This is a genomic window from Sphingobium sp. B12D2B (genome assembly GCF_025961775.1).
Classification (GTDB): domain Bacteria; phylum Pseudomonadota; class Alphaproteobacteria; order Sphingomonadales; family Sphingomonadaceae; genus Sphingobium.
This window is the reverse complement of the sequence record NZ_JAOQOH010000001.1, coordinates 2,583,862-2,608,957: the sequence shown is the minus strand read 5'-3', so window position 1 is coordinate 2,608,957 and position 25,096 is coordinate 2,583,862. Positions and strand designations below refer to the sequence as shown.

The 25,096-nt window shown below is 64.8% G+C and carries 21 protein-coding genes and 1 tRNA gene; 15 read left to right on the top strand and 7 right to left on the bottom strand.

Annotated elements, in window-relative coordinates; translation table 11 throughout:
- Positions 1–9: 9 nt before the first annotated feature.
- Positions 10–84, top strand: a tRNA-Val gene (locus M2335_RS12390).
- Positions 85–367: 283 nt separating this feature from the next.
- Here the strand turns inward: M2335_RS12390 and M2335_RS12385 are convergent.
- The 3 genes from M2335_RS12385 to M2335_RS12375 all read right to left on the bottom strand — a co-directional run bounded on the left by M2335_RS12385 (position 368) and on the right by M2335_RS12375 (position 3,537).
- On the bottom strand, positions 368–1,681 hold the full coding sequence (locus tag M2335_RS12385; RefSeq protein WP_264594873.1) for a glycosyltransferase family 4 protein: 1,314 nt from the start codon (positions 1,679–1,681) through the stop codon (positions 368–370).
- 210 nt (positions 1,682–1,891) lie between these two features.
- A complete protein-coding gene (locus M2335_RS12380; RefSeq protein ID WP_264594872.1) occupies positions 1,892–2,365 on the bottom strand; it encodes a copper chaperone PCu(A)C in 474 nt (157 codons plus the stop codon).
- A 68-nt stretch (positions 2,366–2,433) separates the two neighbouring features.
- Positions 2,434–3,537, bottom strand: coding sequence for a glycosyltransferase (locus tag M2335_RS12375; RefSeq protein ID WP_264594871.1), 1,104 nt, complete (start codon positions 3,535–3,537; stop codon positions 2,434–2,436).
- Positions 3,538–3,838: 301 nt separating this feature from the next.
- Between M2335_RS12375 and dnaK the strand changes: the two genes are divergently transcribed.
- Together dnaK and dnaJ are read left to right on the top strand one after the other, a co-directional pair.
- On the top strand, positions 3,839–5,746 hold the full coding sequence (dnaK, locus tag M2335_RS12370; protein WP_181559100.1) for a molecular chaperone DnaK: 1,908 nt from the start codon (positions 3,839–3,841) through the stop codon (positions 5,744–5,746).
- Between the two features lie 71 nt (positions 5,747–5,817).
- The gene (dnaJ, locus tag M2335_RS12365) at positions 5,818–6,945 is read left to right on the top strand and encodes a molecular chaperone DnaJ (protein WP_264574752.1); all 1,128 of its coding nucleotides are present in this window, start codon (positions 5,818–5,820) and stop codon (positions 6,943–6,945) included.
- Between the two features lie 257 nt (positions 6,946–7,202).
- Here dnaJ and M2335_RS12360 read toward each other — a convergent pair whose 3' ends face one another.
- Positions 7,203–7,928, bottom strand: coding sequence for an SDR family NAD(P)-dependent oxidoreductase (locus M2335_RS12360; RefSeq protein WP_264594870.1), 726 nt, complete (start codon positions 7,926–7,928; stop codon positions 7,203–7,205).
- Between the two features lie 17 nt (positions 7,929–7,945).
- A complete protein-coding gene (gene purF, locus M2335_RS12355) occupies positions 7,946–9,409 on the bottom strand; it encodes an amidophosphoribosyltransferase (protein ID WP_181559103.1) in 1,464 nt (487 codons plus the stop codon).
- Between the two features lie 235 nt (positions 9,410–9,644).
- On the opposite strand from purF, the gene M2335_RS12350 reads away from it, so the two are divergent.
- From M2335_RS12350 to M2335_RS12305, 10 genes are all read left to right on the top strand, one after another.
- The gene (locus M2335_RS12350) at positions 9,645–12,068 is read left to right on the top strand and encodes a membrane-bound PQQ-dependent dehydrogenase, glucose/quinate/shikimate family (RefSeq protein WP_264594869.1); all 2,424 of its coding nucleotides are present in this window, start codon (positions 9,645–9,647) and stop codon (positions 12,066–12,068) included.
- A gap of 168 nt (positions 12,069–12,236) precedes the next feature.
- A complete protein-coding gene (gene rodA / locus M2335_RS12345) occupies positions 12,237–13,352 on the top strand; it encodes a rod shape-determining protein RodA (protein WP_264574755.1) in 1,116 nt (371 codons plus the stop codon).
- An 82-nt stretch (positions 13,353–13,434) separates the two neighbouring features.
- The gene (ccmC, locus tag M2335_RS12340; RefSeq protein WP_264579396.1) at positions 13,435–14,166 is read left to right on the top strand and encodes a heme ABC transporter permease CcmC; all 732 of its coding nucleotides are present in this window, start codon (positions 13,435–13,437) and stop codon (positions 14,164–14,166) included.
- A gap of 9 nt (positions 14,167–14,175) precedes the next feature.
- Positions 14,176–14,307 carry a heme exporter protein CcmD gene (gene ccmD, locus M2335_RS12335; protein ID WP_181559106.1) on the top strand — a complete coding sequence of 44 codons (132 nt, stop codon included), beginning with the start codon at positions 14,176–14,178 and terminating at the stop codon, positions 14,305–14,307.
- Position 14,308: 1 nt separating this feature from the next.
- Positions 14,309–14,788 (top strand): cytochrome c maturation protein CcmE, encoded by a 480-nt coding sequence (gene ccmE, locus M2335_RS12330; protein ID WP_264594868.1) that lies wholly within the window; start codon positions 14,309–14,311, stop codon positions 14,786–14,788.
- Positions 14,785–16,740, top strand: a complete 1,956-nt coding sequence (locus M2335_RS12325; protein ID WP_264594867.1) for a heme lyase CcmF/NrfE family subunit — start codon at positions 14,785–14,787, stop codon at positions 16,738–16,740. Before ccmE ends, M2335_RS12325 begins: the two co-directional genes overlap by 4 nt.
- Positions 16,737–17,279 (top strand): DsbE family thiol:disulfide interchange protein, encoded by a 543-nt coding sequence (locus M2335_RS12320; protein WP_264594866.1) that lies wholly within the window; start codon positions 16,737–16,739, stop codon positions 17,277–17,279. The genes M2335_RS12325 and M2335_RS12320 overlap by 4 nt, the downstream gene beginning before the upstream one ends.
- On the top strand, positions 17,276–17,698 hold the full coding sequence (locus tag M2335_RS12315; RefSeq protein WP_264576215.1) for a cytochrome c-type biogenesis protein CcmH: 423 nt from the start codon (positions 17,276–17,278) through the stop codon (positions 17,696–17,698). The genes M2335_RS12320 and M2335_RS12315 overlap by 4 nt, the downstream gene beginning before the upstream one ends.
- Complete coding sequence (locus M2335_RS12310; protein WP_264594865.1) at positions 17,695–18,399, top strand: tetratricopeptide repeat protein; 705 nt, start codon at positions 17,695–17,697, stop codon at positions 18,397–18,399. The genes M2335_RS12315 and M2335_RS12310 overlap by 4 nt, the downstream gene beginning before the upstream one ends.
- Positions 18,400–18,501: 102 nt before the next feature.
- The gene (locus M2335_RS12305) at positions 18,502–20,439 is read left to right on the top strand and encodes a potassium transporter Kup (RefSeq protein ID WP_264569786.1); all 1,938 of its coding nucleotides are present in this window, start codon (positions 18,502–18,504) and stop codon (positions 20,437–20,439) included.
- 234 nt (positions 20,440–20,673) lie between these two features.
- Here the strand turns inward: M2335_RS12305 and M2335_RS12300 are convergent, their stop codons facing one another.
- Entirely contained in the window at positions 20,674–21,282 is a 609-nt protein-coding gene (locus tag M2335_RS12300; RefSeq protein ID WP_264594864.1) for a nucleotidyltransferase family protein, read from the bottom strand.
- The gene (locus M2335_RS12295) at positions 21,282–22,199 is read right to left on the bottom strand and encodes an XdhC family protein (RefSeq protein ID WP_264594863.1); all 918 of its coding nucleotides are present in this window, start codon (positions 22,197–22,199) and stop codon (positions 21,282–21,284) included. The genes M2335_RS12300 and M2335_RS12295 overlap by 1 nt, the downstream gene beginning before the upstream one ends.
- Before the next feature lie 145 nt (positions 22,200–22,344).
- On the opposite strand from M2335_RS12295, the gene M2335_RS12290 reads away from it, so the two are divergent.
- Entirely contained in the window at positions 22,345–22,818 is a 474-nt protein-coding gene (locus M2335_RS12290; protein WP_181559114.1) for a (2Fe-2S)-binding protein, read from the top strand.
- Positions 22,815–25,052 (top strand): xanthine dehydrogenase family protein molybdopterin-binding subunit, encoded by a 2,238-nt coding sequence (locus M2335_RS12285; RefSeq protein WP_264594862.1) that lies wholly within the window; start codon positions 22,815–22,817, stop codon positions 25,050–25,052. The genes M2335_RS12290 and M2335_RS12285 overlap by 4 nt, the downstream gene beginning before the upstream one ends.
- Positions 25,053–25,096 lie beyond the last annotated feature (44 nt).

Sequence of the window (25,096 nt, the reverse complement as noted above, 5' to 3'; positions counted from 1 at the left end):
TGGATCGCCGGGCGCGTAGCTCAGTGGTAGAGCACACCCTTCACACGGGTGGGGTCGCAAGTTCAATCCTTGCCGCGCCCACCATTAAACGCCCTGATTCAAGGGTTTTTAATGCACATTTCCGAGCGAATGAAAAAACCGCATTTCCGGGGCAGACCCAAAACAAAGGTCTCTTTCGTGGGCTGATCGGTGCAAATCCCGTACAGCATTTCACGCCGGTTTGCGGGTTCTAAATCAAATACATGCGGCGCCAATGTTCGCTCCCACATCGATGACGAGCAGTACCTTGCCCCTGGCCAAGGATAGCTTGGGAGTGATTTTCGATGGCACATGCTCGGGGGCAGGCCGTCGCCTCTATCCGGCCAGGCTAAGCGCAGGGTTTGAAATCGCTGTCACGGCGCGCGCCCTCAAGGCCCGTCCCGCTGATGAGAGCTTCGACGCCCCGAGGTTCGGCTCGACAGTATAGCTTCATCAGCGATGCCCGATGAGCGAACACGGCTTCGTCGTTCATGTGCGCACCATCCTGAGCCGCCCGGCCGATCAACGCCGCGAGGGCAGCCCGATCACGCCCCAGCCGGACCAGTTCAGCCGCTAAAGCCTGAGGATCCATGGGGGTGAGCACGCCGCCGCCGTGGCCCGAAATCAAATCCTGAGGATATGCTGACTCATAACCGACTATGGGTGTTCCGGACGCCAGCGCCTCAATCAGGTTTCGCGGAGATTCAGGTGTCAGGTGACAAAACGGCATCAGATGCGCCGCGCGCAACTTATCCAGCAGCTCCGATCGATCGACAAGGAGGCCGGGGAATTCGATCTGTTCTTCAAGCCCTTGCGCCAGCACTTTTGCGCGTGCCTCTTCCCGTTGCGGGCCATCGCCAAACCACTGGGCACGAAACGCTACCCCCGCCTCTTTGACGAGACGGAGCGTTTCTATCCAGTCCATGACACCTTTATCGGGGTGAAACCGCCCAATGTAGATCAGACGCAGTGGGGCGTGCTCGACGTCGCGTATTTTGCGGACCAGGCTCTCGTCCGAGATTTTGTCGTGCGGCTTCAAATGGATGTCGTGCACAAGAAACGAATTGGCATTGAACCCACGATAAGTCTGGTAGCAATCATTGCCGTGGAACAGGCCAAGCGCTGCCGAACCAATCGCGCGACGCTCCAGGCGTCGCGCGAGGCTCGCATTCATAAGCCTGACAAAGCGCCGGATGCCCGACGCTCTGAGGGCGTCGATGCGCATGACTTCCGACTCGACCCTGTCCGTCCACACGGCGACCTTCCGTCCTCGGCGAGCGGCCATCAGCGCCGCAACGGCGGCCCAGTCTCCCCATACCCCGCCAAGGGCACAATGGAGGAACGCGTGGCTGTCGATCAGCCGTGACAATTTGGCACGCATCTCTGGATAGGCCTTGGCAAAGGAAAGGGGCGTCCACCCTGGCGGCATCAGCTCAACGGCAAGATTGGGTCCCAAGCCAAGCCCTGCGATCGAGACGCTGTCCGCAGGAGGGGGAGCGTTCACGACCTTCACGCACAATGTCATCTGGCCGAAATGGCGAATCCATTGGTGCAGGCCATTCGCCGCCTGTTGCTCAATGAAGACATCGCCTTCGTACTGATGAACGAGAAGGGGCAAGATAAGGAGCAAGCCGCCCCACGGTTTGCTTGCCACGTCTTCCATCAACCGACCCCACCACATTTCTCCGCCCAGCCGCCCCATAAAGCGGGCGCGCGCGGCAGCAAGTCTCTAACTCCGCAAGTATTAAATCCGTTCTAACATTGGAGATCGTTTCGCTATCAGACGGGCCGCAGGTTCAGTCTTGTCTGCGCCACCATCCCAGGGCCGTCACGCCCATCTTCCCATCATATTCCTGGACAGGCTAAGCCCAGCTCAATGGCCGCTATGGTCTTCCATGCCGGCCATCTCTCCATCCGCGCCTGGCTGTTGCACGATGGCGTCGGCGAGAATGCGCTGGCCATTGGAGAAGATGAAGGTGAACGTCATCTTCTTGTCCTCAAGCGCCTGCGGGTTGATCGACCACAGCATGAGGTGCTTGCCGCCCGGTTCGAACTTCACTGTCGCGCCGGCGGGCACGTCCACCGTCTTCACTGGGCGCATGGAGGCGACGCCGTTCTTGGTGCCGCTCTCGTGAATTTCCACACGCACGGCCTCGTCGGTCAGCACGTCGCGCAACACGACATCATCGGCGCCGCCGTGGATCGTGAAATAGGCCGCTGACGGGGCATTGGGATTGGGGTTAAGGCGCAGGAAGCCGCCATCGACATCCAGCGGCGGGGGGTCGCTGCAAGCGCCGAGCATCGCCAGCATCGCGGCTGCCGTGAAGAGGGTGCGGGCCTTGAGCATTGCCGTTCTCCGGTCGTCTATTTGGCTAACCCGATAGAGGCTGGGCCAGAGCATGCCAAGTGGGAGGGTTATTGGCCCCAGGCGATCGCGCTTTCGAGCCATCCGGCAACCAGCGTCGTAAGCGCTTCCTTGCTCAGCCGCTCGCGGGCCACCAGTGCCGCATTTGCGCGATAGCGGCGAAGCAGTGGCTCGTCGGCCAGGGTCGCCATGACGAGGTCGGGCAGGGCGGCAGGGTCCGCATAGGTCATGAGATGCTCGCCGGGCACGAGCACACCTTCGTAGCCGCGCGCTGAATAGTCGCTTGCGATGACTGCGCAGCCATATTGGATGGCTTCTGCCAGCTTGATGTTCGCGCCGTTGCCTGCTTCCGTGGAACTCAGGACAAGCGCAGCCTGAGCATATTCCTGCGCGATATCATCCACGAAACCGCCGCCGCTCAAGCCGCGCATCGGCGGGAATTCGTCCGTGCCCTGGCCGACGAGGCGCAGCGTGTAGCCCGCATCGTCCAGCCGGGCCGGAAGCCCGCTGCTTATGAGCGCTTCCATAGCCTCCCGATTGGGCTGCCAGTGGCGGGGCCCCACGAACAATATGTTGCGGCCACGCGGTTGCTCAGGATCCAGTGCGGCCTGAACCGTGCGGGATGCACCGGGAAGCAATTTGGGCTGTAGGCCCGGTGATGCGAGAACGTCCCCCTCATGCTTTGCAATGACGACGGTTTCCGCAAAGCGGCGCGCCCGGCGCCGCATGGCCATTTGCGTGAGCGGCCAGATCGCGCTTGCGAAGCTGCTGTCTGGCCAGAGCAGCGCATCCACATCAAGGATGCAGGGCGCCAGATCGAGCGGTGCGACAGGCGCGGTTTTGAAAAAGCTGCAGATCGCCGCGTCAAACGGAAACTCGCGATGAATGCCGTGAAGCAGGTCGTCGTAACGCCGCGCAGCCCGATAATAACCAAAGCTGCCCTGCCACCAGAGCCATTTCATACGGCCGGCTCGATAATCGAAAGCCATAGGCGCGCCGTAGTCCGCGACGCTGGGGGCGCTGCCGGGCAACGCCATATGAAGTACGCGGCATTCGCCGATGGTCTCGATTGCCTCCTTCCACAATCTGATGCGCTGGCCCGTCCCGTAGTTGCTCGCAGGCAGGTCCTCGGTAATCAACAAAACTTTGATCATAGGCACCCGCATAGCATGGACAGAATGGCCAAATCGTGCCCGACGGGTGAGCACCGCAGCTCACAATCGTCAGGCGCTTATTCGCAACCAGCTATGAACGGTCAAGTCACCCCTTAATTCGAGTGGCGTTCCCACGTGCTTGCGTTTCCGTCCATAGGTAATTCACCGAGGCTCTTGTGACCCGAAAACACCCTCCTATATCGGCGCGGTCAACGGGGTGGTTTCGGCCTGAGTGCGGAGCCGCCCCGGCAGCGGCCCAATTCCGGGCGCTCAACTACACATGGGGTACAAGAGGGCAAATATGGCTAAGGTTATCGGTATTGATCTCGGCACCACGAACAGCTGCGTCGCCGTGATGGACGGCGGCAAGCCGAAAGTGATCGAGAATGCGGAAGGCGCGCGCACCACGCCCTCCATCGTGGCATTCGCCAAGGATGGCGAGCGGCTCATTGGCCAGCCGGCCAAGCGTCAGGCCGTGACCAATCCGGACAACACCGTCTATGCCGTCAAGCGCCTGATCGGTCGCCGGTTCGACGATCCGCTGACCAAGAAGGACATGGAGCTGGTCCCCTACAACATTGCCAAGGGTCCCAATGGCGACGCCTGGGTGAATGCTGGCGGGCAGGACTACAGCCCCTCGCAGATTTCCGCCTTCATCCTGCAGAAGATGAAGGAAACCGCCGAGAGCTATCTCGGTGAGACCGTGACGCAGGCCGTCATCACCGTGCCGGCCTACTTCAACGACGCGCAGCGCCAGGCGACCAAGGACGCCGGCCAGATTGCGGGCCTTGAAGTGCTGCGCATCATCAACGAGCCGACCGCGGCCGCGCTCGCCTATGGGCTTGAGAAGAGCGAAGGCAAGACCATCGCGGTCTACGACCTTGGCGGCGGTACCTTCGACATCTCGATCCTCGAGATCGGCGACGGCGTGTTCGAGGTGAAGTCGACTAACGGCGACACCTTCCTCGGCGGTGAGGACTTCGACTCCAAGATCGTCGAATATCTCGCTGATGGCTTCAAGAAGGATGAAGGCATCGACCTGCGCGGCGACAAGCTGGCGCTGCAGCGCCTGAAGGAAGCCGCCGAGAAGGCCAAGATCGAGCTCTCCAGCGCGCAGACGACGGAAGTGAACCTGCCGTTCATCACCGCCGATGCGACTGGTCCCAAGCACCTGGTCAAGACCATCACCCGTGCCGACCTTGAGCGGCTGGTCGAGGCGCTCATCAAGCGCACGCTCGAACCCTGCAAGAAGGCGATCGCGGACGCAGGCGTTTCCTCCAGCGAGATCAGCGACGTCGTGCTCGTCGGCGGCATGACCCGCATGCCCCGCGTGCGCGAAGTGGTGAAGGAGTTCTTCGGGAAGGAGCCGCACACCGGCGTCAACCCGGATGAAGTGGTCGCCATGGGCGCCGCCATTCAGGCCGGCGTGCTGCAGGGCGACGTCAAGGACGTGCTGCTGCTCGACGTGACGCCGCTGTCGCTGGGCATCGAGACGCTGGGTGGCGTGTTTACCCGCATGATCGATCGCAACACCACGATCCCGGCTAAGAAGAGCCAGGTCTACTCGACGGCTGATGACAATCAGCAGGCAGTGACCATCCGCGTCTTCCAGGGCGAGCGTGAAATGGCGGCGGACAACAAGCTGCTCGGCCAGTTCGATCTGGTCGGCATTCCGCCGGCACCGCGTGGCGTGCCGCAGATCGAGGTCACGTTCGATATCGACGCGAACGGCATCGTGAACGTGTCCGCCAAGGACAAAGGCACCGGCAAGGAGCAGCAGATCAAGATCCAGGCCTCTGGCGGTCTGAGCGATTCCGACATCGACCAGATGGTCAAGGATGCCGAGCGCTTTGCCGAGGAGGACAAGAAGCGTCGCGAGGGCGCCGAGGCGAAGAACAACGCCGAGAGCCTGATCCACACCACGGAGCGCCAACTCGCCGAGCATGGCGACAAGGTGGACGAGGCGCTCAAGGGCGAGATCGAGGCGGCTGTCACCGCGGCCAAGAGCGCAGTCGAGGGCGGCGATGTCGAGGCCATGAAGACCAAGACCCAGGAACTGGCTCAGGTCTCTATGAAGCTGGGCCAGGCGATCTACGAGAAGGAGCAGGCTGCGGCCGCGTCTCCGGGCGCCGAAGGCACGGCCCAGAAGGCTGATGATGACGTCGTCGACGCCGAGTTCTCGGAAGTCGACGAAGACAACAAAGCCTGATTGAACGGAAATGACGCCCGGCCGGCCCATCAACTGGCCGGCCGGGCGATTGCTTGGGACTGCTGCGGGGCATGAGTAGCAAAATCGATTATTACGAGCTGCTCGAAGTCGAGCGGACAGCGGATGGCGCGACGATCAAGTCCGCCTATCGCAAGCTGGCCATGCAGTGTCATCCGGATCGCAATCCGGGCTGCAAGGAGAGCGAAGCCAAGTTCAAGGCGATCAACGAAGCTTATGACTGCCTAAAGGACGAGCAGAAGCGCGCGGCTTATGATCGGTTCGGCCACGCCGCTTTCGAGCAGGGCGGCATGGGCGGCGGACGGGGCGGTCAGGCCGGCTTCTCCGATTTCTCCGATATTTTCGAGACGATCTTCGGCGATGGTTTTGGCGGCGGTGGCCGGCAACAGACACGGCGCGGCGCGGACCTGCGCTACGACATGGAAATCTCGCTGGAAGATGCCTTCCATGGGCGCGACACGACCATCGAGATCGATGTTTCCACCCAGTGCGACGCCTGCGACGGTAGCGGCGCGGAGCCGGGGACCAGCGTGGAAAGCTGCCCGACCTGCGGTGGCCACGGCAAGGTGCGGGCGCAGCAGGGCTTCTTCGTCATCGAGCGGACCTGCCCGAGCTGTCATGGCGCGGGCCAGCGGATCAAATCACCCTGTCGCGCCTGTCGCGGCGAGGGGCGTGTCGACAAGCGCCGTTCGCTGGACGTGAAGGTGCCGGCTGGCGTCGATGAAGGCACGCGCATTCGCCTCACCGGGCAGGGCGAAGCCGGACCGCGCGGCGCGCCGGCGGGCGATCTCTACATCTTCCTGCATGTGAAGCGGCACCAGATTTTCGAGCGGGACGGCACCAACCTGTTCTGCCGCGTGCCGATCAGCTTCACGCTCGCGGCCTTGGGCGGCACCATCGAGGTGCCCGGCCTGGACGGCGAGGATCATGAAATCCGCATTCCTGCCGGCATCCAGTCCGGCAAGCAACTGCGCCAGCGCGGCGCCGGTATGCCGGTACTGAACGCACGCGGCCGGGGCGATCTCGTCATCCAGATCGAAGTGGAGACGCCCACCAAGCTCTCTGCCCGGCAGAAGGAACTGCTGGAGGAATTTCGCGCCACCGAGACCGGCGAGGAATGTCCGCAGTCGAGCGGGTTTTTCAGCAAGATCAAGAATGTGTGGAGCGATCTGACGGAGTGATCTGAGCGGGTGGCGGGATTGTCGGAGCGCTTGTCAAAGCGCTGGTCAATCCGCCGTCGTGGAGCTCTGCTGCCCTAGGCTCCTGCCTGCGCAGGAGCACAGCTTGGGCTTAACGGCTCACTTGTACGCCCGATCAAACGTCCACGCGGTGATGCTCCACACCACCTTGTGCCCCTGCGCAGGCAGGAGCCCAGGGCGCAAAAGCACCGCCCCAAATCGTTGATGGAAAAAGCCGGCCCAATCGCCGGCCGCCGCTCTTACCGCGGCAGATCGACCCGCGTGCCGTCGGCCGCATCGCTGACCACCAGATCGGCAATCGCACGACCGACCACGTCCGGTGTCTTGAGCGTGGCCGGGTCTTCGCCGGGATAGGCGCGGGCGCGCATGGTGGTGCGGGTCGGGCCGGGGTTGACGATGTGGGTGCGGACCTTGGAAATCTTGGTGACTTCCTGCCCATAGGCGCTCACCAGCACGTCCTGCGCCGCCTTGGAGGCACCATAGGCGCCCCAATAAGCGCGTGGCGCCGTCGCGACGCCGGTGGAGAGGGCCACGACGCGTGCATCGCCGCTCTTGCGCAGCATGGGATCGAAGGCCGCGATCAACGCCTGAGTCGAGGCGATGTTGAGCGTGAGCTGCCGGGCGAATTCCTTGGTGTCGATGGCGGTCACGGCGGCAAGCGTGCCCAGCGTGGCAGCATTGAGCACCAGCACGTCAAGCGCTTCCCAGCGCCCGCTGATCGCCGTGGCCAGGCGCCCGATGCTCTCCCCGTCGGTCAGGTCGAGCGGGGCGATGGTGGCGCTGCCACCGGCGGCGTGGATCTGTTCTTCCACCGCTTCAAGATCCGGCACGGACCGCGCGACCAGAACCACATGCGCGCCATCGCGCGCGAGTTCGATGGCGGTGGCCGCGCCGATGCCCCGGCTGGCGCCGGTGACGAGGGCAAGGCGCCCGGCCAGGGGCCGGTTGTCGGTCGTGTCGGTCATGCTGTCTCCGCTCCGGCTCAGACCACGCGTTCGCGCAGCAGTTCGAGCTGGTTCACTTCGGCCTGATCGTCGAAGTCGGTGAGGGTGGTGGGATAATCGCCGGTGAAGCAGGCATCGCAATATTGCGGCAGCTCATCGTTGCGGCGGGCCTCGCCGATCGCCCGGTAGAGGCCTTCGATCGACACGAAGGCGAGGCTGTCGGCATGAATGAACGAACACATCTGCGAAACGTCCATGCGGTGCGCGAGCAGCTTGGCGCGCTCGGGCGTATCGACGCCGTAGAAGCAGCTATGCCGGGTCGGCGGGCTGGCGATGCGCATATGCACATCCTTGGCGCCGGCCTCGCGCATCATCTGCACGATCTTGAGGCTGGTGGTGCCGCGCACGATCGAATCGTCGATCAGCACGATGCGCTTGCCGGCGATCAGCGCGCGATTGGCATTGTGCTTGAGCTTCACGCCCAGATGGCGAACCTTGTCGCCCGGCTGGATGAAGGTGCGGCCAACATAATGCGAGCGGATGATGCCCAGCTCGAACGGAATGCCCGATTGCTGCGCATAGCCGATGGCGGCAGGCACGCCGCTATCCGGCACGGGAATCACGAGATCGGCATCGACCGGGCTCTCGATGGCCAGCTGCGCGCCAATGCCCTTGCGGACCGAATAGACGCTGCTGCCATCCACGATGGAATCCGGCCGCGAGAAATAGACATGCTCGAAGATGCAGGGGCGGGCCTGCGCCGTCTCGCCAAAGGGGCGGTGCGAGCGGATTTCGCCGCCCTGCGTCACGACGATCAATTCGCCGGGCTCGACCTGCCGGATATATTCCGCGCCGACCACATCGAACGCGACAGTCTCGGAGGCGAAGATGATCGCATCGCCCAGCCGGCCCATGACGAGCGGACGGATGCCAAGCGGATCGCGGCAGGCGATCAGGCCTTCGCGCGTCAGGCAGATGAGCGAATAGGCGCCTTCGACCTGCTTGAGCGCATCGATGAAGCGATCCAGCAGGGTCCGGTAACGCGATTTGGCGACGAGGTGGATGATCACCTCGGTATCGCTGGTCGACTGGAAGATCGCGCCATCGCGCACCAGCCGCTTGCGCAGGTTCATCGCGTTGGAGATGTTGCCATTGTGAGCGATGGCGAAGCCGCCCGAGGACAGCTCGGCATAGAGCGGCTGGACGTTGCGCAGGGCGGTCTCACCGGTCGTCGAATAGCGCACATGGCCGCAGGCAACATGGCCGGCGAGTTGGCGGATCACATCGTCCTTGTCGAAGTTGCCCGCGACATGGCCCATGGCCCGGTGGGTGTGGAACTCCTCACCGTCCCAGCTGGTGATGCCGGCGGCTTCCTGCCCGCGATGCTGCAGGGCGTGAAGGCCCAGCGCCACCATGGCGGAGGCTGTGTCGGCGCCATATACGCCAAAAACGCCGCACTCTTCGCGCAGCTTGTCGTCATCAAATGGGTGCGTGGTCAGCATGGCTCTACTCATAGCCGACGGGGTGCGATTCCCGCCGCGTCGCGATCCTCGTTGCCGGCCATATAGGAGCGTCAAACTGCTTTGTCGCCCCATTGTCGCAAGAAAGGTGGTGAATGCCCCGGGTTGGGCACGGGTGGGGCCTCCATAAGCGCGTGAAGCTGCCAAAATCGGCGAAGGGCATAAAGTTCGGAACCATGCCACCCGGGGGCTGTTTCCCTTGCAAAAGGAGATCGCCATGCCGGTTGATTGGACGTCCCGCGCGCGTGCTCGCTCCCTCTTCGCAACCATCGTCGGCGCGATCATCGCGCTGGTCGGCCTTGTGCTGGCTATCGGCGGCGCATGGCTCGCGGTGCTGGGTGGCAGCCTCTATTACCTCATTGCCGGGGTGCTCCTCGGTCTGGCGGGCTTTCTTCTCATCCGACAGCGGGTGCTGGGCGTCTGGGTCTATCTCGCCGCCTATGGACTTTCGATCATCTGGGGGCTGGCGGAGGCCGGGCTCGATGGGTGGGCGCTGATTCCCTTCATCGTCGGCCCGACGGTGCTCCTGATCCTCGTGCTGCTGACCTTGCCGGTGCTCCAGCCCGAGCGCTGGCAATGGCGCTTGCCGATTATGGCGAGCGTGGCAGCCGTGCTTGTGCTGGCCGTGGGTGGCGTGGTGATCTCCCGCCTCAACCTTCCTGACGTCGGCACGATGCCGGCGCGGCTAGCCTCGACGGTGGCCGATCCATCGCTATTGCGACCCGGGACGGACTGGCCGGCTTATGGCGGCAGTTACGCAGCGCAGCGTTATTCTCCGCTCGGCCAGATCACCCGTGCCAATGTCGGAAAATTGCAGCGCGCCTGGGTGTTCCACACCGGCGATCTGCCCGAGGATATGGCCGACAACAAATATGGCGCCGAAACGACGCCGCTGAAGGTCGGCAATACGCTCTATCTGTGCTCGGCCACTAATATTCTCATCGCGCTTGATCCGGCGACCGGTCAGCAGCGCTGGCGCTACGATCCCAAGGTCGACCATGCGTGGATTCCCTATACAGCGGCGTGCCGGGGCGTCGCTTATTATGCTGTCCCGCAGGCGACGGAAGGACAGGCCTGCGCGACGCGGATCATCGAGGGCACGCTGGACGGCCGCTTGATTGCCGTGGATGCGCAGACCGGCCGGCCATGCGCCGACTTCGGCGAGAACGGCGCGGTCGATATCAAGCGCGGCATGGGCAAGGTGGTGCCGGGCATGGTCTCGATCACATCGCCGCCCACCATCGTGCAAGGCGTCATCGTGACCGGGCACCAAGTGCTGGATGGGCAAAAGCGGGATGCGCCGTCCGGCGTCATCCAGGGCTATGATGCGGTCACGGGCGAGAAACGCTGGGCTTGGGACATGCTCAACCCGGATTGGGCGGGCGATCCGCCGTCCGGGCAGGAATATGCGCGCGGCACGCCCAATATGTGGACCATCGCCAGCGGCGATGAGTCGCTGGGCCTCGTGTATCTGCCGATGGGCAATTCCGCGGTGGATTACTGGAGCGGGAGCCGCAGCCCGCAGGAGGACGATTTTTCTTCCTCGCTGGTTGCGCTGGACGTGACGACCGGCAAGCCGCGCTGGCGTTTCCAGACCGTGCATCGGGACGTGTGGGACTATGATCTCGGCGCGCAGGCCACGCTGGTCGATTTCCCGAATGGCTCCGGCACCGTGCCGGCGCTGATCCTGCCGAGCAAGCAGGGCGAAATTTACGTGCTGGATCGTCGCACCGGCCAGCCGATCTTCCCTGTGCAGGAGCGGGCGGTGCCGCGCACCGGTGTGGAGCCGCAGCGGCGCAGCCCTACCCAGCCTTATTCGACCTACCACACGCTCGCCTTCCCCGACCTCAAGGAAAGCGACATGTGGGGTATGTCCCCCATCGACCAGATGGTGTGTCGCATCCAATATCGGCAGGCGGAATATCGCGGGCGGTACACGCCTCCCACGGCGGACAAGCACTTCGTCGAATATCCGGGCTATAATGGCGGCACGGATTGGGGCGGCCTTGCCATCGATCCCGTGCGCGGCGTGATCCTCGCCAACTACAATAATATGCCCAACTATAATCGCCTGGTGCCGCGCGCCGAGGCGGACCGTCGCGGCTTCCCGGCGCCGCGTGGCGATGAGAAGGCGCGGGGCGGCAGCATGAGCGAGGGGGGCGGGCATGGCTCGCAAGACCCGCAAGCCGGCTCGCCTTATGCCATCTCGGTGAATGCCGGCTGGCGGCTGTCGCTGACTGGCCTGCTGTGCAAGCGCCCGCCTTATGGTGGCATCCGCGCGATCGACATGCGGACGGGCCAGACCATCTGGGATCGCCCCTTCGGCACCGCGCGGCGCAATGGCCCCTGGGGGATTCCGTCCATGCTTCCCATCAACATCGGCACGCCGAACAATGGCGGCGCGGTGGTCACGGCTGGCGGTGTGGCCTTCATCGCCGCAGCGACGGACAATCTGATCCGCGCCATCGACATCGAGACGGGCAAGACGCTCTGGCAGGATACGCTGCCGGCGGGCGGTCAGGCGACGCCGAGCGTGTATGAGGTGAACGGCAAGCAGTATCTCGTCATCATGGCGGGCGGGCACCATTTCATGGAGACGCCGATTGGCGATGAAGTGATCGCCTACGCCCTGCCGGGATGAGAATGGGAGGAAACATGGCTTTGGCAGGTCGGGCGTGGCAAGCTCGCTCGATCTGCCGAGCGCTTGCCTGAGGCGAAGGGGTGAAGCGCGTGCTTTCACTGGAGGCGGAAAGGCATTAGGCGGGTAGGGCAACGTCGCCTTCCCAAACTCCGGTTCAAGATCCGTCCAATGATGCTCGTGCATGTCCCGCCTGCGATCGCCAACCAGTCCTGGCGTGCCATCGGCATCGTGACGGCGCTGGCTGTGGTCGGCGCGCTCGCACTCTATTCCATGGCTGGTGGTTCGATGGTGCCGTGGGCCGGTGCGCATCTGCTGCGCTTTGCGCTGTTTCTGATCCTGGCGCTGGTGATTTCCTACATCCCCTCCGAGCAGTTCAAGCCGCTGCTCTTCCCGGCCTATCTGGCGAGTCTCGCGCTGCTCATCATTGTGCTGATGATGGGGATCGTCGGCGGCGGGGCGCGGAGCTGGCTCAATCTCGGCTTCATGCAGTTGCAACCCTCCGAGTTCGTGCGGCTGGCCGTCATCGGCATGGTCGCGCGATTCTACGAGATGCTGCCGCCCGCCGCGACGCGCTCCTTCACGGCGCTATGGCCGCCGGTCGCGCTCACGGTGGTGCCCTTCGCGCTCATCCTGCTCCAGCCGGATCTCGGCACCGGCATGATGCTGGTGCTGTCCGTGGCGGTTGTGACCTTTCTCGCGGGATTACCGCTGCGGCTGTATGCGGCGGCGGGGGCGGCCGCGATCGTGCTGATCCCGGTGATCTACAGCTTCCTGCTGCCGCACCAGCAGCGACGCGTGACGATTTTCATGAACCCGGAGGCCGATCCGCTGGGCGCGGGCTATCACATCACCCAGTCGGTCATCGCCATTGGCTCGGGCGGCTTCTTCGGCAAGGGCTACCTGCAAGGCAGTCAGAGCCATCTCCATTATCTTCCTGAGTCGCATACCGATTTCATTTTTCCGGCCATCACCGAGGAGTGGGGGCTGCTCGGCGCGACGGTCATCATCGCCTTGTTCTGGCTGCTGCTGCGCTGGGGCATGAATGTCGCGCGGGATGCGGCCAGCCGCTTCGACCAGCTGCTGGCGGCGGGGCTGACCTGCAGTCTGTTCCTCTACATCTCCATCAACATGATGATGGTCGTCGGCTTTGCGCCAGTCGTCGGCCTGCCTTTGCCGCTCGTCTCCTATGGCGGCTCCGCGATGCTCTCGATCATGATCTCGCTGGGGCTGTTGATGGGCATCGACCGCAAGACCCGCAAGCGCGCCAACCCCTATCTGCGCTGAGCGCGGCCGGGGTCACATTCGGCGTCACATTCTCTGGCCAAAGCCACTGGCGCGCCTGCCCCGCTGCCTCTAAAGGGGCGGGATGCACGTCCTTGCGAACCCGCGACGTTTCCTGGCGATTGCCGTGCCTGCGACGCCCTGGTGCTTCTGGGGCGGCATCCTCCTGATTCTCGCCGGTTGCTGGGCCGGGCTGTTCATGACCCCGGCGGATTATCTTCAGGGGCACAGCTTCCGCATCCTCTACATCCACGTGCCGGCGGCCTGGCTGGGCATGGGCGGCTGGAGTGGCCTCACCATCGCGGCGATCATGCAGCTCGTCTGGCGTCACCCGCTGGCGAGCGTTGCCGGTCGAGCCATTGCTGTGCCGGGCGCGGTCTTCACCGCCCTGTGCCTCGCCACCGGATCGATCTGGGGCCGGCCCACCTGGGGGACGTGGTGGGAATGGGACGGGCGCCTGACCTCCATGCTGCTGCTGCTGTTTCTCTACATCGGCTATATTGCGTTGGCGCGCGCCAGCGTCGAGCGCGGCGATGCCGGCGGCGTCAGCCGCGTGACGGCGATCTATGCGCTCATCGGCGCGCTCAATCTGCCGATCATCCATTATTCGGTGGTGTGGTGGAACAGTCTCCACCAGGCCAAGAGCATTAGCGTCGTCGGCATGAGCAGTAGCATCGCGCCGTCCATGCTCTGGCCGCTTGGCTTGACCGTGCTCGGCTTTACTCTTTGGTTCACGGCGATCGTGCTGCTGCGGATGCGGGCGATGCTGGCGGAAAATCGGATCGAGGCGCGGTTGCGCCGGATGTCGCGGGGCTGAGGATAACCGATGAATCCCTGGCCTTTCGTGATTGCGGCTTATGGCCTCACCTTCGTTGCGACGGTTGCGACCAGCCTGTGGGCTTGGGCTCGCGCGCGGCAGGCGGAGCGGCGGGCGCGGGATTTGCTGGAGCGGGATTGAAATGGTTGCGGTGACGTCGAACAGAGCTGGCCCCAAGCGCAAGCATCAGCGCCTCATCCTCGTGGTGCTGGCGCTGGCGGCGATGATCGGCGGCGTGCTGCTGGCCATGTCCGCGCTGCGCTCGCAGGCCGCCTATTTCTACACGCCCGCCGAAGCGCTGGCCGCCAAGGTCGAGCCGGGCCGCGCGATTCGTCTGGGCGGCATGGTCCAAGCAGGAAGCATCAAGCGCCACGCCAACGGCACGACGGTCGATTTCCGCCTGACTGACGGCAAGGCCACCGTGCCGGCTTCCTTCACTGGCATCACGCCCGACCTCTTTGCCGAGAACAGCGGCGCGGTGGCGGAAGGTGCCTTTGGGGAAGACGGCGTGTTCCGCGCGACCAACATCCTCGCCAAGCATGACGAGCGCTACATGCCGCGCGAGATGGAGGGCATCAAATATGATCCGCAGACCCATCAGGTGGATGCAAGCGGCCAATGATCGCTGAAGCCGGCCTTGCCGCCCTGTGGCTCGCGGCCACACTCGCCGGCCTGCAATTGCTGCTCGCCTGGTCGGCCGTTGCACGCGGTAATGCGGATGCGGCGCGCTTCATCCGACCGCTGGCGGTGGCGCAGGGCGTGCTGGCGGGTCTCGCCATGGCGCTGCTCATCGTCCTGTTCCTGATCTCCGACATGTCGGTCTATCTGGTCGCGGCGAACAGCCATTCACTCAAGCCGTTCATCTACAAATTCGCCGGCGCCTGGGGCAATCACGAGGGCTCGATGCTGCTCTGGGTGGCGGTGATGAGCCTTGCCGGCGGCGCGGTGGCGCTGTTCGAGCGCAGTCTCGACCGTGCGACCCATTTCGCGACGCTCGGCGCGCAGGCGGCGATCAGCCTTGGCTTTTATGCCTTCCTGCTGTTCGCCTCGAATCCCTTCCAGCGCCTCAATCCCCCGGCGGTCGAGGGGCAGGGGCTGAACCCGCTGCTGCAGGACCCCGGTCTCGCCTTCCATCCGCCGACGCTTTATTTTGGCTATGTCGGCCTGTCCGTAGCCTTCTCCTTCGCGGTGGGCGCGCTGCTCACCCGGCAGGTGGATGCCCGCTTCGCCCGTGCGATCCGGCCGTGGGTGCTGGGCGCCTGGGTGCTGCTGACCATCGGCATCGCGGCCGGCTCCTACTGGGCTTATTATGAGCTGGGCTGGGGTGGCTGGTGGTTCTGGGATCCGGTCGAAAATGCCTCGCTCATGCCCTGGCTGGCGGCGACGGCGTTGCTCCATAGCGCTTCGGTCCTGGCTGCCCGCGATGCGTTGCGCGCCTGGACGGTGATGCTGGCAGTGGTCGCTTTCGCCATGTCGATGATCGGCACCTTCCTCGTGCGCTCGGGTATCCTGACCAGCGTCCACGCCTTCGCGGTCGATCCCACGCGCGGCAGCTTCATCCTCATTCTGCTCGGCCTCTATATCGGCGGCGCGCTCGCGCTGTTCGCGATGCGGGTTCATACGGTCAACGAGGGCGCCCGGTTTGATCCGCTGAGCCGGGAGGCGCTGCTCGTCGTCAACAATCTGCTGCTGTGCGTGATCCTGGGGCTGGTGCTCATTGGCACGCTCTATCCGCTGCTGACCGAAATGCTGGGGCAGAGCGTCTCGGTGGGTCCGCCCTATTTCAACGCGGTGATCGGGCCGATCACGTTGGTGCTGATGGCCGCGCTGGTCGTCGGGCCGCTGCTGCGCTGGCGGCGGGACGAGTCGGGCGCGGCGTTGCGGCGTTCGGCTCCCGCCATTGGCGCTGCCGTGGTCACGCTGATCGCCGTGCTGCTGTTTGCGGATCGCCCGATCGGCTGGTTGCCGCTGCTGGGCCTCGTCATGGCCGCCGCCGTTGCCGTGGCCAGCGTCGCGCCGCTCTGGAAGCGCAATCTGCGGCGCACGCCGATGTTCACTTATGGCATGGTGATCGCGCATCTGGGCTGCGCAGTCAGCCTGGCCGGCATGGCCAGCGAATCGGCCTTCTCATCCGAGCGGCTGGCGGCTGCAGCGCCGGGGGACTCTTTCGAGATCGCCGGCTACACCGTGACCATGGATGGCGTCCGGCCATATGCCGGGCCGAACTGGACCGCCATGGAAGCGCAGCTTGTCGTGCGGCGTGGCGCCAAGGTGATCGGCACCGCGCGGCCTCAGGCCCGCTATTTCACCGATCCGCCGACGCCGACGAACGAATCCATCCAACTCACCCGCTGGAACGGCCAGCTCTATCTGGTGCTCGGTGAAGCGCTCGAAAACGGTCGCTGGCAGTTGCGCATCTGGTGGAAGCCGTTCGTCACGCTGATCTGGGGCGGCGCCGGCCTGATTGCGCTGGGTGGCGCGCTGGCGCTGGTCGGCCGCGTCCGGCGCGAGCGCAAGCAGGCGCGGATCGTGCGCGCATCTGGCGCGGAGCATCCGCAGGAGGCGCTGGCATGAAGTTCGGCAAGCGCTCGCTCATCCTGTGGATTCCGCTGATTGCCTATGTGATCTTCCTCGGCGTGGCCTCGCTGGGCCTCAATCGTGAGCAGCAGACGGTGGTGCAATCGCGGATGATCGGCAAGCCGGTCCCGCCGATGGACCTGCCGGCGGGCGCCTCCAGCCGCCCGACGCTCTCCACCAAGGCGATGGCGGACGGGCAGCCGCGCCTGCTCAACATCTTCGCGAGCTGGTGCGTGCCCTGCATCGCCGAGGCGCCGGTGCTGCTGCAACTTGCCCAACGGGGCGTGCCCATTGATGGCGTGGCCATCCGCGATGCCCGCGCCGATGTGGACGACTTCCTGACGCGTCACGGTAATCCTTATCAGCGCATCGGGCTGGATGAGCGCAGTGCCCTGCAATTCTATATGGGCTCCTCCGGGGTGCCGGAGACGTTCGTGGTCGATGGCAAGGGCATCATCCGCTACCAGCATATCGGCGTGATCGGCCCGCAGGATGTGGACATGATCCTCACCAAGCTGCGCGAGGCGCAATCATGAGAGGCGCGCTGATCCTGCCGGCGTTGCTCGCCATCCTGCCCGCACCTGTGTTCGCGCAGACCGCGCTGCCGCCCGCACCCTATGCCAATCGCCAGCTCGACGATCCGGCGCTGGAGGCGAAGGCAACCGAGCTGATGCACACGATTCGCTGTCTGACCTGCCAGAGCCAGTCCATTGCGGACAGCGACGCGAGCATGGCGGCGGACCTGCGCTCGATCATCCGCGAGCGCATCGCCGCGGGCGAAGACCCCGAGGCCATTCGCGCATGGCTCATCGAGCGCTACGGTGACTGGATCAGCTACAAACCGACCGCCGATCCCATTCTCTGGCCGCTCTGGGCCGCGCCGCTCATGCTGCTCGGCGCTGGCGGAGCGCTGGCTTATGGGCGGATGCGCCGTCGCAAGGGAGCAAAGGCATGACCGGCCTGTTGATCGCAGCGGGCCTCGCGCTCATCGTCGGCATCGGCATCATGCTGGGTGCGCGCCTCCCGCTCCGCCATGCCGCGCCGGTTGCAACTGCTCTGCTGCTCGGCCTTGCCGGCTATGCCTGGCAGGGCAGTCCGGGGCTGGCCGACAAGCCGGTCGCGGCAAACGACTCGCGCGTGAAGTTCGATGAGGCGCTGGCCAAGAAGCGCTCGGAAATCGGCGAGCGGCTGACGGGTGCAACGAAATGGCTTGTCGTGTCCGACGCGCTCGCCCGCAAGGGCAACACGGCCGGCGCCGCCAATGTGCTGCTCTCGGGCCTGAAGGAATATCCCGATGACGCGAACATCTGGGTGGGGCTGGGCAATGCCCTTGTCGCGCATGGCAATGGCACCCTGACGCCGGCGGCGGATTATGCCTTCGCGCGGGCCCTGCATTTCCAGCCGGAAGGCGTTTCTCCCAATTATTTCTATGGACTTGCCCTGGCGGAGTCGGGTCAGTTCGACCGTGCGCGCGATGTCTGGCTGAAGCTTGCAGCGCGCCTGCCGGAGGATTTCGAGCTGCGTGAGGAGCTGATCCGCAACGTGGCGTTGCTCAATGCGCTCATCGAGCGGCGCGATGCCATGGCGCAGGGTGGCCCATCTCAGGGCGATGCCCCGCAGGCTGGAGCGCCTCAAAGCGGAAATGCCGGGCCCTGATGGTGCGTTGCGTGCCTCTCGACGAAGTGCTAGGGCGCCGCCCGTTCAGGGCAGGGCCTGGGCAAGGGAAGCGCGATTGATGATTGCGAGTCAGGCGGGCAAGTGAGCCCTACCGATCAGCCACGAGACTTTGCGGCGGGGAATCCTGCGGCCGCTGGTCATGGGCATGGCCCGGATAGCCTGCGCAAGATGGCGCTGGCGGCGATGGGTATTGTCTTCGGCGACATCGGCACCAGCCCGATCTACGCCTTCCGCGAGACGTTCGCGGGGCACCACCCGCTCGCGCCCGATGCGCTGCACATCTACGGCGTGCTCAGCCTGATCTTCTGGTCGATGATGATCGTCGTGACGATCAAATATGTCTCGATCATCATGCGGGCCGACAACAAGGGGCAAGGCGGCAGCCTGGCGCTGCTCGCGCTGGTGAACCGCCGCAGCGGCCGCAAGCGCTGGACCGGGCCGATCGTGATCCTCGGCGTCTTCGCGACCGCACTCTTCTACGGCGATTCGATGATCACCCCGGCCATGTCCGTGCTGTCCGCATCGGAAGGCCTCATCACCGTTAACGCGCACTTCGCGCCGCTGGTTTTGCCGATCTCCGTGGCGATCCTTATCGGCCTGTTCGCTATCCAGTCGCGCGGAACGGCGCGGGTCGGCCAGCTTTTCGGGCCGATCATGCTGGTCTATTTCGCGACGCTGGCGGGCCTTGGCATCATGCATATCGCCACCGATCCCGCGATTCTGCTGGCGCTCAATCCCTGGTATGCCTTCCAGTTCTTCCTGACCGACAAGTTGCTGGCCTTCCTTGCGCTCGGCTCCGTCGTGCTCGCCGTCACCGGCGCGGAAGCGCTGTACGCGGATATGGGGCATTTCGGGCGCAACCCGATCCGGGTCTCCTGGCTGTTCTTCGTGCTGCCCGGCCTCATGCTCAATTATCTGGGGCAGGGGGCGTTCATCCTTTCGCTGCCAGCCGATCAGGTGGATCACGCGATCCGCAACCCCTTCTTCCTGCTGGCGCCGGAAAACTTCCGCCTGCCGCTCGTCATCCTCGCCATCGTTGCGACGATCATTGCCAGCCAGGCTGTGATCACCGGCGCCTTTTCACTCACCCAGCAGGCGATCCAGCTCGGCTTCATTCCGCGCCTCAAGATCAAGCACACCAGCGCCAGCGCGCAGGGCCAAATCTATATCCCAGTGATCAACTGGGGCCTGATGGTGATGGTGATCCTGCTGGTGCTGTCGTTCCGCTCCTCCAGCAATCTCGCCGCGGCCTATGGTATCGCGGTGACGGGCGCGATGTTCATCGACACCTGCCTGCTCGCGGTGTTGCTGCTTTCGCTGTGGAAGTGGAACCGCCTGCTGGCCTATGGCGCGCTGGCGATCTTCTTCATCGTGGACATCGCCTATTTCGGCGCCAATCTGACCAAGGTGCCGGATGGCGGCTGGTTCCCGCTGCTGGTCGGTCTGGTGATCTTCACCATGCTCACCACCTGGGCCAAGGGCCGCGGGCTGATGGTGGATCGCCTGAGCGAAGCGGCGATGCCGATCCCGGTCTTCGTCGCCTCTGCCGCCAACAGTGCCGTGCGCGTGCAGGGCACGGCCGTGTTCATGACCTCCACCTCGGATGGCGTGCCGCATGCGCTGCTGCATAATCTCAAGCACAACAAGGTGCTGCACGAGCGGGTGGTTCTGCTGACGGTCAAGGTGCTCGATGTGCCGACGGTCGATGCATCCTATCGCTATCAGGTGGAGGATCTCGGGCGCGGCTTCTATCGGGTGCTGATCCATTACGGCTTCATGGAAGAGGCCGACGTGCCCGCTGCACTGGCGATGGTGGAAGGCTGCGGCCAGCCTTTCCGCATGATCGAGACGAGCTTCTTCCTCACGCGCCAGACCCTGCTGCCGGCCGCCCGACCCGGCATGCCGATCTGGCGCGAAAAGCTCTTCGCTTGGATGCTGCGCAACGCGGAAAGCCCGATGGAGTTCTTCCGCCTGCCGACCAACCGCGTGATCGAACTGGGTAGCCAGCTGGAGATTTAGGGGGTGGGGTTCTTCGAGAGTGCGTCGCTCCGCAACTCGAAACCTTTTCTCGTGCTCCTGCGAAGGCAGGAGCCCAGGGCGGTAAAGCGCTTCAATCAATCAGCCGACTTGAACCGATACGCTCGGCATGTGCGTGAACTCTCTCTATACGTCGCCGTGGTTCTCGAACGCCCTGGGCTCCCGCCTTCGCAGGAGCACGGGGAAGGGTGATGCTGCGAGATTGTGAGAGTGCGCTCAGTCCGGAGCTTTGCTCTCCGTGTTCGCAACCATCGCCCGCGCCCGCGCGAGATCGTCCGGCGTATCGATATCCAGCAGCAGCCGCGCGTCGGCGCTCACCAGCGCAGCCCCTGTGGCGAGGCCCCGCGCACCCCGATCTCCTTTGAGGGCTTGGAGATCACCGAAAGCGCGCGCCGGAAAAAGCGCCGGCGGTTGTGCAACCCCGTCGGGCGAACAGGAGAAGACAGCGGACGCTCGATCCGTCGCAAACCGCCCGAGCACCGCGTCCAGATGCTTGCCCGTAACGAACGGCATATCTGCGAGCAGCACCAGCATTGCCGAAGCACCCACGTCCTGTGCGGCCCTCGCCGCCAGACCCAAAGAGTGCGCCATCCCCGCTTCTGGCCGATAATTGACGACCAGCCGATATCCCGGTGCATGGCTTCCCCAGTCCACGCCCGCCGGCGCCACCAGCAGATGATGGGCCGCTTCCACCGTTCGCCCTGCCTTAGCCGCCCAGACGATCAGGGCGCGTCCGCCAAGGTCCGCCGCTAGCTTGTCCGCCGTGCCGAAGCGCGTCGAGCGTCCCGCCGCGAGCAGCGCCACGGCGAGGCAGGGCAGCGCCATCAGCGCGTGCCGCGAAAGGCTGCGACCATGCCGGCGGCGATGGAGAGGGCAATCTCCTGCGGGCCAAGGCCGCCGATCGGCAGGCCGGCCGGCCCGTCCACCCGGCGCAGGTCATCCGCGCTCACCCCCGCCGCCGCGAGCCGCTCTAGGCGCCGCGCATGATTGGCACGTGATCCGAGTGCGCCGATATAGCCGGTCGACTGCGCCAGCGCCGCGATCAGGGCCGGGTCATCGATCTTGATGTCGTGGCTGAGCGTGACCACCGCGCAGGCGGCATTCGGCGCGAAGCTGGCGACGGCCTCGTCCGGCCAGGCGTCGGTCAGCGTCACGCCGGGGAAGCGCTCGGCGCTCAGGAAGCGCTCGCGCGGGTCGTTGACCGTCACCGCCATGCCGAGCGTCTGCGCGATGGCCGCGAGCGCCTGGCCGATCTGCACCGCGCCGACGATCAGCAGCTTGCGCGCCGGCTCATAGAGATTGACGAACTGCCCCGCCTGCGTCCCCAGCCGCGCCTTGCCAGTCGCAAGGTCGGTGGAGATCGCGACCGCCTTGCCCGCCGCGCGCGCCTGCGCGATCGCCTCGAACAGGGCTGGCGCAAAGCCCGCCTCGCTCACCGGCTGGACGAGCACACCGATCTGCCCGCCGCAGGGCAGGCCTGGCTCCCATATGTTGGGGTCTGTGCTGCCGAAATAGCGCAGGCCGGTCTCGCCCTTCGTGAGCGCCCGCTCGGCCATGGCGAACACGTCATATTCCACGCAGCCGCCCGAGATCGACCCGGCAAAGCGTCCATCCGCCGCAATGAGCATATGCCCGCCGCGCGGCCTTGGCGCGGAGCCGGAGGCTTCCACGACGGTGGCGAGCGCCATGGGCTGGCCGGCCCAGTCGCGCGCGGCGGCGATGATGGCATCGATATCGTTCAAGCGCTGGTCCTGTATCGGGGTGGGGGCAGGGGAGCCGCTGCCATCTCTCGCCAGCCTCATTATTGCAAGCCTACGGACATTGACAACCGGGCGAGAGCAACGGCAATGTCGCTGTTCATCGAGACATTGCGGAGGGAGAAGCGGCATGGCCACCGAACTGATGGTCAACGGGCAAAAAAGGCAGGTCGAATCCGACCCCAAGAAGCCGCTGCTCTGGGTACTTCGTGAAGATCTGGACATGGTCGGCACCAAGTTCGGCTGCGGTATGGCGCTGTGCGGTGCCTGCACGGTGATGATTGACGGGCAGGCCGTGCGCTCCTGCACCACGCCGGTCGGTACGGCGGCGGGCAAGCAGATCACCACCATCGAGCATGTCGCGACGACGCCGGTCGGCAAGGCCGTGAGCGAGGCGTGGACGCAGCTGGACGTGCCGCAATGCGGTTACTGCCAAGCCGGGCAGATCGTTTCCGCGACGGCGTTGCTCGCCAAGACGCCCAAGCCCACCGATCAGCAGATCGATGCAGCGATGAGCGGCAATATCTGCCGTTGCGCGACCTATTTGCGCATTCGCAAGGCCATCAAGCAGGCGGCTGGCCTCGAAGAGGGAGCCGCGGCATGAACGCGCCCCTCAACATGAACCGCCGCGGGCTGCTCAAGGCGACGCTGGTCGGCGGCGCGGTGCTCGCCTTCGATGCGCGCTTCGCTTTCGCGCAGGCGCCCGGCGAGAAGGCGGTCATCATCAACGCCTATATCCGCGTACTGCCGGACAACCGCTTCGTCATCGGCTCCAAGAACCCGGAGATCGGCCAAGGCGTCAAGACGATGCTGCCGATGCTCATCGCCGAGGAACTGGATGTCGACTGGGCGCAGGTCACCGCCGAGACGACCATCGCCGACGAGAAGACCTACGGCATGCAGGTTGCCGGCGGCAGCTTCACCACGCCGATGAACTACATGCCCATGCGCCAGATCGGCGCGGCGGCGCGGCAGATGTTCATCAAGGCGGCGGCGGCACGCTGGGGTGTACCGGAAGCGACGCTCACCACCGGTGGCGGCCGCGTCTCTCAAACATCAGGTTCGCCCACGGCCAAGCACAGCGTCACTTATGCCGAGCTGGCGGCGGAAGCCGCGAAGATCGCGGCGCCGGACCTCAAGACCGTGCCGCTCAAGGACCCGGCCAGCTTCAAGATCATCGGCAAGTCCAAGATCGGCGTCGATACGCCGGCCATCGTCGCGGGGAAGCCCCTGTTCGGCATCGATGTGAAGAAGCCCGGCCTGCTCCATGCCGCGATCGAAGCGTGCCCGGCTTATGGCGGCACGCTCACCAGCTTCGATGAGGCGGCGGTGAAGGCGCTTCCCGGCATTATCGCCGTGGTGCCGCTCAACAGTGGCTATAATCCCAAGGGGCCGCACGATGCGGTGGCTATCGTGGCGGAAAGCTGGTGGGTCGCCAATCAGGCGCGCTCGGCCCTGAAGCCCGTGTGGAACATGGAGGCGCAGAAGCGCTTCTCCAGCGCGGCGTTCAAGGCTTCGGCCGAGGCCAAGATGGCTGCTGCGCCGGAAGACTCGATCCACAAGGCCGGCGATGCCGCCAAGGCCATGGCGAGCGCGGCAAAGACCGTCACCGCGCGCTATGAATATCCCTACATCGCCCACGCTACGCTCGAGCCGCAGAACTGCACCGCGCTGTTCAAGGACGGCAAGATTGAGTTCTGGGCACCCACCCAGCTCCCGGCGGATGGGCGCAAGGTGGTGTCCGAGGCGCTCGGCATCGCGCCGGAGGCGATCACCATTCACATGACGCGCATCGGTGGCGGCTTCGGCCGGCGGCTGATGAACGATTACATGGCGCAGGTCGCGCAGATCGCCAAGGCGCTGCCCGGTCGGCCGATCAAGATGATCTGGACCCGCACCGACGATCTGCGTCACGATTTCTTCCGGCCCGGCGGCTGGCATGATTTCAAGGCGGGCATCGATGGCTCGGGCAAGCTCGTGGCCTTCACCGACCATTTCATCACCTATGGCAAGGAGGGCAAGCCGGACACGGGCGCCGCCATGACCGCGACGGAATTTCCGGCGCCTCTGCTGGCAGATGTCGATCTCTCGGTCTCCTATGTCGAGAGCAACGTGCCGACGGGCTATCTGCGCGCGCCGAGCTCCAATGCACTGGCCTTTGCGTTCCAGAGCTTCCTCGACGAGGTGGCGCTGGCCGGCGGTCTCGACCTGCCCGAGCTGATGCGTCGCACGCTGGGCGAGGCGCGGCTGATGAAGCATGGCAACCGCCCCGGCATGGATGGCAGCGTACCCGAGTTCAACACGGGCCGTGCCCGCGCGGTAATCGACAAGGTCTGCCAGATGGCGGGCTGGAAGGGCCGCACCGGGGGGGATGCTGGGGACGGCGTGCGCAAGGGCCGGGGCTTTGGCTTCTATTACAGCCATCGCGGCTATTTCGCCGAAGTGGTGGACGTGACCGTCGCCAAGACCGGCAAGGTCAGCGTCGACAAGGTCTGGGTTGCGGGCGATGTCGGCCGGCAGATCATCAACCCCATCAACGCGCTCCATCAGGCGCAGGGCGCGGTGATCGACGGACTGGGCCAGGCGCTGTCCGGCCAGAAGATCGAGATCAAGGATGGCGCGGCCAACCGCACCAACTTCCACGATTACCCGTTGCCCCGCATCGTCGATGCACCGGCGGACGTGGTGGTCGAATGGGTGATCTCGGACAATGATACGACCGGCCTCGGTGAACCGGCCCTGCCGCCGGTGATCCCCGCGATCATCAACGCCATTTTCGCCGCCACTGGCAAGCGCATCCGCTCGCTTCCCGTGGTGCCGGCGGACCTGGCGGTCTGAGGGGAGGGCGGGGGAGGATGTTTCTTCCCCCACCGTCACCCCGG